Annotated in this window: 13 protein-coding genes and 1 pseudogene; 6 read left to right on the top strand and 8 right to left on the bottom strand. The window is 41.7% G+C overall.

Annotation, left to right across the window (positions count from 1 at the left end):
* Positions 1–39 precede the first annotated feature (39 nt).
* From H8S54_RS04545 to H8S54_RS04535, 3 genes are all read right to left on the bottom strand, one after another.
* A complete protein-coding gene (locus H8S54_RS04545) occupies positions 40–1,395 on the bottom strand; it encodes an ATP-binding protein (RefSeq protein WP_021924571.1) in 1,356 nt (451 codons plus the stop codon).
* A 15-nt stretch (positions 1,396–1,410) separates the two neighbouring features.
* Entirely contained in the window at positions 1,411–2,121 is a 711-nt protein-coding gene (locus tag H8S54_RS04540; protein ID WP_021924570.1) for a LytR/AlgR family response regulator transcription factor, read from the bottom strand.
* Positions 2,122–2,292: 171 nt separating this feature from the next.
* Complete coding sequence (locus H8S54_RS04535; protein ID WP_117852454.1) at positions 2,293–2,499, bottom strand: hypothetical protein; 207 nt, start codon at positions 2,497–2,499, stop codon at positions 2,293–2,295.
* 573 nt (positions 2,500–3,072) lie between these two features.
* Here H8S54_RS04535 and H8S54_RS04530 point away from each other — a divergent pair.
* The 3 genes from H8S54_RS04530 to phnE all read left to right on the top strand — a co-directional run bounded on the left by H8S54_RS04530 (position 3,073) and on the right by phnE (position 6,513).
* A complete protein-coding gene (locus tag H8S54_RS04530; RefSeq protein ID WP_186901019.1) occupies positions 3,073–4,104 on the top strand; it encodes a phosphate/phosphite/phosphonate ABC transporter substrate-binding protein in 1,032 nt (343 codons plus the stop codon).
* Between the two features lie 99 nt (positions 4,105–4,203).
* The gene (locus H8S54_RS04525; protein ID WP_186901018.1) at positions 4,204–4,968 is read left to right on the top strand and encodes a phosphonate ABC transporter ATP-binding protein; all 765 of its coding nucleotides are present in this window, start codon (positions 4,204–4,206) and stop codon (positions 4,966–4,968) included.
* Between the two features lie 3 nt (positions 4,969–4,971).
* A complete protein-coding gene (gene phnE / locus H8S54_RS04520; RefSeq protein ID WP_186901017.1) occupies positions 4,972–6,513 on the top strand; it encodes a phosphonate ABC transporter, permease protein PhnE in 1,542 nt (513 codons plus the stop codon).
* Between the two features lie 158 nt (positions 6,514–6,671).
* On the opposite strand, the gene H8S54_RS04515 is transcribed toward phnE, so the two are convergent.
* Both H8S54_RS04515 and H8S54_RS04510 read right to left on the bottom strand, forming a co-directional pair.
* Positions 6,672–6,824, bottom strand: a complete 153-nt coding sequence (locus H8S54_RS04515) for a hypothetical protein (protein WP_021924565.1) — start codon at positions 6,822–6,824, stop codon at positions 6,672–6,674.
* 119 nt (positions 6,825–6,943) lie between these two features.
* Positions 6,944–7,375 carry a cytidylate kinase-like family protein gene (locus tag H8S54_RS04510; protein WP_021924564.1) on the bottom strand — a complete coding sequence of 144 codons (432 nt, stop codon included), beginning with the start codon at positions 7,373–7,375 and terminating at the stop codon, positions 6,944–6,946.
* A gap of 13 nt (positions 7,376–7,388) precedes the next feature.
* On the opposite strand from H8S54_RS04510, the pseudogene tnpA reads away from it, so the two are divergent.
* The 3 genes and pseudogenes from tnpA to H8S54_RS04495 form a co-directional block, all read left to right on the top strand.
* Positions 7,389–7,778: pseudogene (gene tnpA, locus H8S54_RS18800) on the top strand (IS200/IS605 family transposase); the annotation flags it as partial.
* A gap of 427 nt (positions 7,779–8,205) precedes the next feature.
* Complete coding sequence (locus H8S54_RS04500; protein WP_147343004.1) at positions 8,206–8,499, top strand: autorepressor SdpR family transcription factor; 294 nt, start codon at positions 8,206–8,208, stop codon at positions 8,497–8,499.
* Positions 8,474–9,508, top strand: a complete 1,035-nt coding sequence (locus H8S54_RS04495) for an SdpI family protein (RefSeq protein WP_117852439.1) — start codon at positions 8,474–8,476, stop codon at positions 9,506–9,508. Before H8S54_RS04500 ends, H8S54_RS04495 begins: the two co-directional genes overlap by 26 nt.
* Positions 9,509–9,734: 226 nt before the next feature.
* Here H8S54_RS04495 and lepB read toward each other — a convergent pair whose 3' ends face one another.
* From lepB to H8S54_RS04480, 3 genes are all read right to left on the bottom strand, one after another.
* Entirely contained in the window at positions 9,735–10,292 is a 558-nt protein-coding gene (gene lepB, locus H8S54_RS04490) for a signal peptidase I (RefSeq protein WP_186901016.1), read from the bottom strand.
* Between the two features lie 9 nt (positions 10,293–10,301).
* Positions 10,302–10,739, bottom strand: a complete 438-nt coding sequence (locus tag H8S54_RS04485) for a helix-turn-helix domain-containing protein (protein ID WP_117852436.1) — start codon at positions 10,737–10,739, stop codon at positions 10,302–10,304.
* Between the two features lie 178 nt (positions 10,740–10,917).
* Complete coding sequence (locus H8S54_RS04480) at positions 10,918–11,433, bottom strand: cysteine hydrolase family protein (RefSeq protein WP_186901046.1); 516 nt, start codon at positions 11,431–11,433, stop codon at positions 10,918–10,920.
* Positions 11,434–11,448: the final 15 nt, after the last annotated feature.

Raw genomic sequence — 11,448 nt, 5'->3', positions numbered from 1 at the left:
ATGCGCATTTTTCTTTTTATATTTTATGCAATTTTACCATTATATTTCATCCATGCTTTCCGGTATTGGAATCAGAATACGAAGCTCGAACCAGCCATCCTTTGCTGATACGGTCAGAGACCCTTTGTATTTTTCTGCAATTTCTTTCATACTTTTCACTCCAAAGCCATGGTATCGCCGATCCTCCTTTGTGGTAACCGGCAATTGGTTTTTCATTTTCAGTTCTCCCTGAAAACTGTTTTCTATCTTAATTCTTAGAAAACCTTTTTCCCTGGAAACCATTACATGAATCAGTCTTTTCTCTGGATTTTCTATCTTTTCTGTGCTTGTAATCGCATTATCCAGAGCATTTCCAAATAATGAGCATATATCCATGGAATTTAAAAAGTTCAGGGCTTTTCCATCCGCAACGCAGGTGATCTGAATATTTTTCTCCTGGCAAAGAAGACTTTTGGTCGTAAGGATTGTATCCAGAATATTGTTCCCGGTTTTATTCTCAGCTTCATACTGCTGAATCTCTCTTTCCATTCCGCTTAAATAGGCAAGCTTGTCTTCTTCAGAAATTTCTCTTTTCAGAAATTCGATCTGATGCTTCAAATCGTGATACTTCTGATTGATCAAATCCACACTGGTTCTGGATATCTGGTAATTTGCAAACTGCATTCTGTTCAATGCTGCCATCTGTGCCATTTCCATTTTTTCATGGGACTCTTTTAAAATAATATGATATGCTGTAAGAATGCTGACTCCTGCAAGATCTACGATTGTCCTGATAATATAAATGTCGCTTGGAATTCTGCTGGAAAACGGTGTACTGGAGCTCACATAGCTTAAATTACTTGCAGCAATCATACAGATACACATTACTGCCGAAAGAATCACTTCCCTTTTTTCTATGTGAATATGTTTCTGATCACGATTTATCCTTTTTTCTGCCAGAAGAACAATCACGAACAACACAGCTACTGTTCCCACTGTAATCAGACATTGAATGGCAGCGGAGTAGGAAACTCTTCGATTCTCAAATACATAACATACAAGCTGCCATCCAAGTGCCCCTGCAAGTTCTCCGAATGTATATGCGCGCACTGCATAGTAAATTACATTCCGGCGGTTCATATCGCATACTGCATAGATCATAAGAGCAGTAAACATAAATGCTATCATAATACTTGGAATGAACAGGACTGTTGATATATCTCTGGTAAAAAAATTATAGACCAGATACATTAACCCCAAAATCAGCAGTTCCGCATATGCCCATATATTTTTGCGCCTTCTTGGATTAAAAGCCGTATAAATGATTACTCCCAGAAAATTTGCCAGCACATAAGTAAAGCCTGGCGTTTTTGATAAATCGTACTCAAAAAAATAATTATAAATGTTTTGATACATCCACAGTGTCTCCTATTATTTTGATATTTCATTCAGATAATTATTAATAGCGTCCATCAACTGCTTCCGCCTTGGCCTGGTAACTGCAACTACATATTTTCCCAGAAGCACATCATTATTCTGGACACGTTCCACATAAGCCAGATTGATCAGATAGCATTTGTTGCAGCGGAAAAAATGGAAATCCTTCAGAAGCTCTTCTGCCTCTTTCATCGATCCACGCGTCACGTATTTTTCACTTATCGTGTAATAAATTAGGTCATGATCCATTACTTCCACATATACCAGCTCCCGGATGTCAATGCGCTGAATTCCGTTTTTAATAGGAATGGTAGTATACTGGCGGTTTCTGGCAGCCATCCGCTCCATAGCCTGCAGCAGAGTTCTGGAAAAAGCATAATAAGTGATAGGCTTCAAAATGTAGTCAAATGCCTGCACCTTATAACCATCCATCACATACTGTGGCATATTGGTAATGAAAATAATGACTACTTCATGGTCCAGCTTCCGGATTTCCTCTGCGGCTTCCATTCCGTTCACAAAGCTCATCTCAATATCCATTAGAATAATGTCATAGTCCGCCCTGTAATTTTCCAGAATCCCATCCCCATCTTCAAATTCCCTGATCTGAAAGCTCTCCCCCATCTGTGCTTCCATCTGCTTCAGATAATCTCTATACTGGCTGCGATATTCCTTATCATCTTCTACAATTGCAATTGTAATCATATGGTTACTTCCTACTTTCCTCTGCTTTTCCTCTCTAACAGTAAAATTCAAACATTTATTTTCTGATGTTTTACAGAACCAAAGCTTATGCTGCTTCATTTTCAAATGGGCCGTCTTTTTCGACAGCCCATTGCTTTTTCCATCCTCTCACCAAATTTTAAATTGATGGAATCACATCCCATATTCTTTATATAATTTTCTTCTGATTTCTGCATTCGTAACAACTGACTGAATTTCGTCATTTCTTCCGTCCAGTATCAAATGATTAATCAGAATGCTTAAACGTTCCTCGCCCTCTGCTTTTCCGATTTCTTTTCCAACTACCTGCCCTTCTGCACGAAGCCTTTCTGTTTCCAGTTCGAGAACTTTTCCACCCATAACCTCACCAATTCCTTTCCTGACCACATCCTCATTCCAGTTCTTCTTATTATAGCCTTTTCCATTCTAATTCTCAATCTATTATTTTTTCTGTAAAGCGCCAACATCCCTTCTTGCATTTCCCAACAAGGTATGTTACAATTTACCCGGTTAACGGAATGCAGTGTCAGGGGGAGCGCCCTGGTGTTGCGGTCAGACTTTTTGATGACGAAAAACTGGTGCAGTGAACACGAAGTATCTGCCGCATTGACGCAGGATGATTTTCTCATATGCAAGACGGAGGAATGAGGCGTAGCGGTGGCTACGCCGATTGACGACAACGCAGCATATGAAAAATCAGGCAAGTCAATGTGGCGGTTACTTCGTGTTCGCTACACCAGATTGCGAGGGAGCCCGTAGGTCCGGGTTGAGAGGATCCCGTCAGGATCGACCGAAACCTGTTCACCTGAAATTACAGGTGGATTGTCAGCGTCTGCTCGAAAGTCATTTTCGGTACATGCTGAGAGGCATGTATTTTTTTTATTTCTTTCAGCAGAAATATATCACCCAATAAGGGCATGGAGGTATTTCATTATGAAGAAACACATTGTATCCGCACTTTCCATGGCATTGTGCCTGGGACTTACCGCAGGAAGCGCAGTCACTGTATTTGCAGATGACACAAAGACTATCGACTCTTTGAAAATCGCATTTTCTCCCTATGCGGATTCCGACACCATCACAACAGCCACAGAACCCCTTGAGGACTTACTGAAGGAAACCCTTCTCTCCAAGGGCTATGATGTAGAAAATGTGGACATGACAGTTGGCACAAGCTACACAGCTGTGGGACAGGCATTAAGTGCAGGCAGTGCAGATATCGGCTTTATTTCAGGCGGTAACTATGTACTGTTTTCTGATGACTGCGATGTTCTTCTTACCGCACTTCGCTACGCCATCAACAAGGATTCCGACGATCCCAAAGACTGGAACGACGGCACCATTGAGGAAAATACAGACGAAATGTCTACCTACTACCGTTCCATCATTCTTGCCGGACCAAGCGAGAAAGGCCAGGCTTTGCTGGAAAAAGTAAACAACGGAGAGCAGCTCACCTGGGATGATTTAAATGATGCCACATGGGCAGTGATGGGACCGACCTCTGCTTCCGGCTACATTTACCCAAGCTTATGGCTGAATGAGAAATATGGAAAAGGCATCAGCGATCTTGCAAATGCTGTGGAGTCTGATTCCTACACCACTTCTCTTGCACGTCTTGCTTCCGGACAGGCAGATGTTATGGTTTCCTACGGACACATCCGCACCAAATATGCTCCAGAATGGCAGGAAACCTTCGGCGGCACCGATGAAATGGTGAATCAGACGGGCGTAATCGGCGTTACGGACAAGATTTATAACGATATGATCGCATACAGCAAAACCTCTGATGTAATGCAGGATGAGGATTTCCGCCAGGCACTTGGGGATTCTTTCATTGAGATTGCAAACACAGACGAGGGAAAAGATATTATCAGCGTATTCAGCCAGGTTGGCTATGAGTGGGGCGATGACGCGAACTATGACGGAGAGCGTGAGGCCCAGGAGCTGCTGAAATCTATGGAATAATAAATAGAATTTTTTGAAAATCATAACTGCCGGGTCAGAGCCTTTCAGTGCGTTTGCCTCGGCAGTCATTTTTGTTATAAAATGAGGTCATTTTCATTTATGAATTTACAAATTCAGCATGTAAAAAAGGAATTTAATCATACAATGGCACTTGCAGATGTAACTTTCGCAGTCTCACAGGGGGAATTTGTCTCTGTGATCGGACCTTCCGGGGCAGGCAAAACCACTTTATTCCGTATTTTAAACGGAATGCTCCCCTGTACCAGCGGACAGATTCTTCTGGATGGAATCCCTTTCCACACTCTGCACGGCAGACAAAAGCGCCGCCTTCAAACATCCATTGCTACCATTTATCAGGATTTTTGTCTTGTGGAGAATTCCACCTGCCTGGAAAATGTGCTCACCGCCAGCCTTCCGGACCTTGGATTTTTCTCCGGTGTGCTGGGGCTTTATGGAAAAAATCGTAAAGAGGAAGCCAGGCAGTTTCTGGACCGGGTAGGACTTCTTGACAAGGCAGAGGAGCCAGTGAAAAACCTTTCCGGCGGTCAGAAACAGCGTGCTGCCATTGCAAGAGCCCTGATGCGTCACCCAGGTATTTTGCTGGCAGATGAACCGGTCGCTTCTCTGGACCCTGTGACTGGGCGGCAGATTCTTGAGCTCCTGAGAAGCATTCATGAGACAGAAGGTGTGACCATTCTGATGAACAGTCATAATCTGGAATTTTCCAGGGAGTTTTCCCAGCGACTCATTGGGCTTAGAGACGGAAAAATCGTTTTTGATGGAAAAACTGCCGAGCTGACCGAAGAAATCACAGAGCAGATTTACACCAACTCAGAAAACACAGTCAGGAAAAATGAGGTGTGATCTATGAATAAACGCAAGCTTCACCTGTTCCAAAGAGTGGCAATTCCCCTTGGTTTTCTCTGCCTTTTTTTCCTGGCTGCCAGGTTTACTGGCTGTGACCTCGCTGCCTTCTGGAAGCGCAGGAGCCATCTTACCGATCTTGTGGCAGACATGATCCCACCAGATTTTTCCTATATCCGAAAAATCCTTCTGCCCCTTTTTTATACCATACAGATGTCTGTGACTGGTACCGTACTGGGAGCGTTTTTCGCCATTGCGGCTGCTCCCTTTGCCGCGGCAAACCTGAAATTTCCGGCAGCTTTACGGCGGATTCTCCGAATCCTTATTCAGGTTCTCCGTTCATTTCCAGCCCTGATTCTGGCGCTGACTGCCACTTTTTTGTTCGGGCTTGGAACCTTTGCCGGTACTTTTGCAATTACCTTGTATACCTTTGCCATTATGACAAAGCTGACTTATGAGGACATCAGCGCAGCTGATCCAAAGCCTTACCTGGCCCTTTGCTCCATGGGAGTTTCCCGTTTCCAGGCATATGTGCATGCTGTTATTCCGGACATTGCCCCTGGATTTCTCACCAATGCACTTTATCTCCTTGAGGCCAATGTGCGCCACAGCTCCATCCTTGGATATGTGGGTGCCGGTGGAATCGGTCTGCTGCTTAATGAGAAAATCTCCTGGCTGGAATTCGACAAGGTTGGCATGATTCTCCTCATGCTGTTCCTAACCGTGTGCGCGATTGAATATTTCAGCCGTTATCTGGCTTCGCTGGTTCGCGGAGAACGAAGGATAAAAAAAGAACATGCCAGACTGCTGGTTCTGTTTCTTGCCGCTGTATTTGTTATTTGTACGGTAACTCTTTCCCCGCCGGATTTTTCCCGCACCAGCCCGCAAACTTTGAGAAATATGCTGGACGGATTCCTGCATCCGGACTGGAGCTTCTTTTTCTCCACAGGAAAAGACGGGCTTTTTTATCTGCTTTTGGAAACTGTGTGCATTGCATTTATTGGAACAGTAATTGGAGCAGTTCTCTCGATTCCGCTGGCTTTTTTGAATACCAGAAGATTTGTGCCTGCTCCGGTCTGCTTTCTTTTTAATCTGCTGATCATGGGAATCCGGTCTGTGCCATTTCTGGTATACGGACTGATTTTCATCCGCGTATCAGGCCCTGGGGCTTTTACCGGAGTCCTTACTCTGGCAGTGTGCAGCATCGGACTTCTCACCAAACGCTTTACCGAAAGCCTGGACGCCCTGGACATGCGTCCCTACCATGCGCTGCTTGCCATGGGTGTACGCCCTTTGCCAGCCATCTGCCACAGTGTGCTGCCACAGCTGAAACCGGTTTTCACCTCTATTGTGCTCTACCGTTTCGACGTGAACATCCGTGAGGCTTCCGTCCTTGGCCTTGTGGGCGCAGGCGGAATCGGCGCCCCCCTTATCTTTTCCATGAACCAATACGCTTGGTCAAAAGCCGGCGCCATCCTGCTTGGCCTGATCCTCCTGGTATGGCTCATCGACCTCTTATCATCCAAAATCGGAGAGCAGAATTAACTGCCCTCCGATTTATGCTTTATCTCTATACGCTACTATTGTTTCGTATATGGTATATCCATCCATTTCAAATTTCTTATCTTCTCTCGGAGATTTCACATTATCACAAAAACTAAGCAAATATCCTGTTTTCTGCTGTTTGATTGACAGATATGTTTTCAATTGCTCCAAAGCTTTTGTTCCTTTTCTTTGAGAATTCCATACATGGTGCCAAGATCAATTTCCGGATTATTAAACTGATACGGTATTTCTTCTCCAGTATAAAGAAGCGGAACACACGGACCAGTTATATTAAATACTCTTTCTCCCATGCAGGCTCCTTTCTGGAAATATCTTTTTACAGAAAAAAGGTTCCAAGATACCATCACTCTAACAATAAAATTATGATACCATGAAACCTGATTTCCGTAAAGGCAATCAAAAATTTTCCCTACATCATATCCCCAAACTTTTTCAGAACAATGTCACGGATCACCTCTGCGCTGTGGTCGATTCCCAGGGAGGCGCTGTTGATTGTGAAATCCATATGTTCGTAATCTCCCGGCAGATATCCGGCGTAATGTTTGTGGTATGATGCACGGGCTTTGTCTACGTCAGAAATCATTTTTTTCGCAGCGTCCGGCTTCATTTTCAATATATCTACGCAGTTTCGCATTCGCGCTTCATAAGGCGCATAAATATAAATTTTCAAAATATTATCATGATCCTGCAAAGTGTAATCTGCGCATCTGCCCACAATAATACAGTTTTCCCTGTCTGCAATATTGGTAATGATCTTCCTCTGCTCATAATAAATGTCATCATGCCTGGTAGTGTTTCCTACTCCCAGAGGAAATTTCATTGCATAAAAGGGACCTGACACTTTTTCCTCTTCTAATCGTCATAACAGACGAAAATACAGTCTGAAAGTACATATAGTTCTTGTAACCAAATACCGCAAACAACTACTAAAAGGCTCTATTGCTGATGATGTGAAACAAAAGATTCTCGATATAGCCAATACTCGTAGCTACGAAATAATTGCTATGGAAACAGACAAAGACCATATACATTTTTTGTTAAGTTATGATGCAACGGATAGAGTATGCGACATTGTTAAAATTGTAAAGCAGGAAACAACATAATACTTATGCCAAAAGTATAATTCGGTCTTATCAAAACAGTATTGGAAGAAAAAAATATTTTGGTCAGATGGTTATTTTGCTTGTAGCATTGGAGAAGTGTCATCAGCAACTATACAAAAATATATCGAGAGTCAGGGATAATAGATAACGATTTACAAGGCTCCTCCCACCGCCTAAAGGCAGTGGGAGGAGCCTATGATAAACGAAAGGATTTATTTATGAACATCTGTAAGCTTTACATTAGCCTGCAACATCTCAATAATATCTTCATAGGAATACTGGTATTTCTCTTTATCTCGTTCCAATGAACTATCTCCTAGTAGTGTCAATAGGTTCATTATTTATTTTGATACTCATATAGCAAATAATGTTGCACTAGAACGGCTTTGAAAATGGCTTTCTGCAAATTGTGACGCACATCTTGCAGAAAGCCTTTTTTTCTGAAATTTTTTCTAAAAATAAAACAGTTTGTTTTTTTAAGTAACTGGTTCTTGACAAATAATATCCCTTACATTATAATACATTTAGCAATTAGGTTAAATGTTAAATAAAGGGATGTGATGAATTTTTGGGTATACAAGATACATTAAAAGCACTGGCTGATCCAATACGACGTGAGATTTTGAACTTATTGAAGAATGGACGGCTTTCAGCCGGAGAAATCTGCGAACATTTTTCAGTAACGGGAGCATCCATATCAAGACATCTGGCAATATTGAAGGAAGCTGATTTGATCCGAAACCAAAGAGAAGGAAAGTTTATTTATTATGAATTAAACACTTCCGTATTGGAAGATGTCATGCTGTGGATAACAGATTTGAAAGGAGCATCGGACGATGAAGGAAATGATAAAAAAATATAGAGGTTCATTAATCAGCTCTATACTGGTAATTCTTGCAGGAGTCCTGGTAGGTTTTACGAGTACACACGGCAAATGGATAAATGTACTTTTTGTAGTAACGCACTGTATATTTGTAGCAATCATATTTTATGATAACAGAAGCCGACAACAGAGCCCTAAGGTTATAGGGATGGCTATATGGATGGTACCTGTTATTACATTGCTTTATAATGGCATTTCCAGATTGGTAAATACCGGGGCTGGCATGGAGAACCTGTTTATGGCATTCATGTATTATGGAACAGGCTTACTGTTCATGGTTATAGGAAATTATCTGCCAAAGGTAAAACAGAACAATACGATAGGGATCCGGGTTATATGGACATTGCAGGATGAAGAAAACTGGAATGCAACTCATAGATTCAGTGGGAAGCTATGGATGGCAGCAGGTATTCTGTGTATGCTCTGTGGTCTTTTTGAGGAAAATATGGCAGCCCTTGTTTTGTATATTATAAGCATTATGGCAGCTGCAATCATCAGCATTCTCTATTCTTATCTCTTTTATAGGAAAAAGATAGCGACCGGAGAAAAATTAAAAATTCAGTATAGCAAAAAAACAATTGTGGTGTACGGAAGCATAGCCATTTTAACCATTATATTCGTTATATGGACGTTGTTCTTGGGAAGTATTGAAATTCGTTTCGAGGATAGAGATTTTACTATTGAGGCACAAGGCTGGAGCGATTATACAGTAGACTATACGCAGATTGACAGTATCTCATATGAAGAAAATCCATCTCAGAACCGGAACGATTATAGAACCAATGGTTTAGGAAATCTTAAATATGCTATGGGAAATTTTAGAAATGATGTCTATGGAGACTATATCCGGTATACCCATTCATCCTGTCATTCATATGTAGTCATGAGCATAGATGGAAAAATATTGGTCGTAAATGGTGCAAATGATTCAGAGACAAAGGAAATCTATCAGACTATTTGCGAAAAGATGTCAAATGAATTAGAATAGCATCAGGAACGCCGGGAAAATGTTCCGACTCATCAATTGATTTAATTTTTGCCATGCCAGAATTGTCAGGCAAGATGAACTAACATGTCTTGACTGACTTTCTGGCATTTTTTTAATTTTTGTTTTTTGCAGCAAAAAGGCCATTTAACAAGATGTAGTATGTGTCAACTTTTTTCTCATCAATCAATCTTCCTTAGTCCAATCCTCTAACGCTAACCCCTCAACTCTACCGTAACCACTTAAAAGACGGATAGTATCTTACAACAGCTTTTCCCACAAGCTGGTCAAATCGCACGAATTTGTTTTTCCATGAACGTGAATCTTTCGAATCATTCCGGTTATCACCAAGCATGAAATAACAATTTTCCGGAACTGTATACGGGCCATAGCTTCCGACCATTTTCTCCGGAATGAAAGAGTCATCCAATGGAGTGGGAGAACCATCAATATAAACCTTCCCATCCTTAATTTCCACTACCTCTCCCGGCAGTCCGATCACTCTTTTGATAAAAAGACGGCTTTCATCATCTGGGTATTTAAATATTACAATATCAAAACACTCCGGATCCTTGAACTTTTCAGAGATTTTATAACCAAACAGATCAAGATTAATTCCATACGCAAGCCGAAAGCCGAAAAGACGGTCCTTCACCATAAGTGTTTTTTCCATGGAGGGTGAAGGGATTTTTGCGTTAATCAAAACAACATTATTGATAACCAGAGTAATCACCACTACTATTACAATCACTTTCACATAGCCTAACAGTTCACGCCAGATTTTCATGCTCTCCACCTACCGTTCTTCATCATTCATATATCTGAACAATCTTTTGTCGTATTTTGCTTCGCGATACCATCCAATTCCGATCATGATCACGCCTAATACAATGGTAACTGTTCTTGCCATTGTATCAGCTGAAAACAGGCAGGTGATTACAACTCCAGTTCCTGCACCTGTAAAAAAGTCAATAACGGACTTTTCCCGTTTTAATGATCCAAGCACTCTTTCTTTATCCATGGTTTTTACCATTTTGGCATCTTCCTTTATTAAGATGTCGAGAGAAATATCAAAACGGTTGCTGATGTCTATGAGAATCTGCAGATCCGGATAGCTCTTTTCATTCTCCCAATTAGACACAGTCTGTCTGGTAACATGAAATATTTTTCCAAATTCCTCCTGGGTCAGCCCCTTTTCTTTTCGTATTTTTAATATCTGCGTTCCAATGTTCATATTTGCTTGTCTCCTGTTCTTCCAATCGGTTTTGCTTTCTCACTTGGATTATATAAAAATTTCTGCCAAATGAAAAGCAATTTGCCTTTTACAGCGGGAAAAACAGGTATGCAAAGCTTCTTTGACATGGGATTTTTCTTATTCTGTAGTTTTGTACTTCATACTACATTCCCTTGGCTCAGACAACCTCGACCTGACACGCTTTCATAGCCTCCAGAGCCCGTTCATGGCTATCTGCTGTCACACCTGCACAACAGAGGGAATCCACAATAACTGGCACTTCCGGCAAAAATGCTTTCAGCAGCATGGCGTTGGAAATTACGCAGATATCCGTGCAAAGACCAACCAATGTAATACTGTCGATGGGCTCTGATTTATTAAATTCCTTTAACACTTTCCCCAAGGTTTCGCTTCCAAAGGTTGGCTTATCAATGGGAAGAGCTTCCAGAAGCTCTGCAATCTCTTCTCGGATTTCCCAGCCATAGGTGCCACGAATGCAGTGCTCTACAGGAAGCATCCTGCCCTCCTGAGTCTGAAGGTAATCTTCGCCGTGAGTATCTCTCGTTGCCAGCACAAGCCCATTAAAATTCTTTACTTTATCTACTACATTTGGAACAATAGCTTCGGCCTCTGGTGTGCCAAGTGCTCCGTCAATAAAATCGTTCTGCATATCAATCACAACTAGAATGTTTATATTTTTTCTCCGTAT

The organism is Blautia segnis (assembly GCF_014287535.1).
Classification (GTDB): Bacteria; Bacillota; Clostridia; order Lachnospirales; family Lachnospiraceae; genus Blautia_A; species Blautia_A acetigignens.
Note: the sequence above shows the minus strand (reverse complement) of the source record. Positions and strands in the feature narration are given on the sequence as shown.

Bases quoted from the DNA above. Each gene is read 5' to 3' on its own strand.
- lepB (WP_186901016.1), bottom strand. From the start codon at position 10,292: ATGAAAATCTGGCGTGAACTGTTAGGCTATGTGAAAGTGATTGTAATA.
- phnE (WP_186901017.1), top strand. From the start codon at position 4,972: ATGAATAAACGCAAGCTTCACCTGTTCCAAAGAGTGGCAATTCCCCTT.
- H8S54_RS04525 (WP_186901018.1), top strand. From the start codon at position 4,204: ATGAATTTACAAATTCAGCATGTAAAAAAGGAATTTAATCATACAATG.
- H8S54_RS04515 (WP_021924565.1), bottom strand. From the start codon at position 6,824: ATGGGAGAAAGAGTATTTAATATAACTGGTCCGTGTGTTCCGCTTCTT.
- H8S54_RS04535 (WP_117852454.1), bottom strand. From the start codon at position 2,499: ATGGGTGGAAAAGTTCTCGAACTGGAAACAGAAAGGCTTCGTGCAGAA.
- H8S54_RS04485 (WP_117852436.1), bottom strand. From the start codon at position 10,739: ATGAACATTGGAACGCAGATATTAAAAATACGAAAAGAAAAGGGGCTG.
- H8S54_RS04540 (WP_021924570.1), bottom strand. From the start codon at position 2,121: ATGATTACAATTGCAATTGTAGAAGATGATAAGGAATATCGCAGCCAG.
- H8S54_RS04495 (WP_117852439.1), top strand. From the start codon at position 8,474: ATGAAGGAAATGATAAAAAAATATAGAGGTTCATTAATCAGCTCTATA.
- H8S54_RS04530 (WP_186901019.1), top strand. From the start codon at position 3,073: ATGAAGAAACACATTGTATCCGCACTTTCCATGGCATTGTGCCTGGGA.
- H8S54_RS04545 (WP_021924571.1), bottom strand. From the start codon at position 1,395: ATGTATCAAAACATTTATAATTATTTTTTTGAGTACGATTTATCAAAA.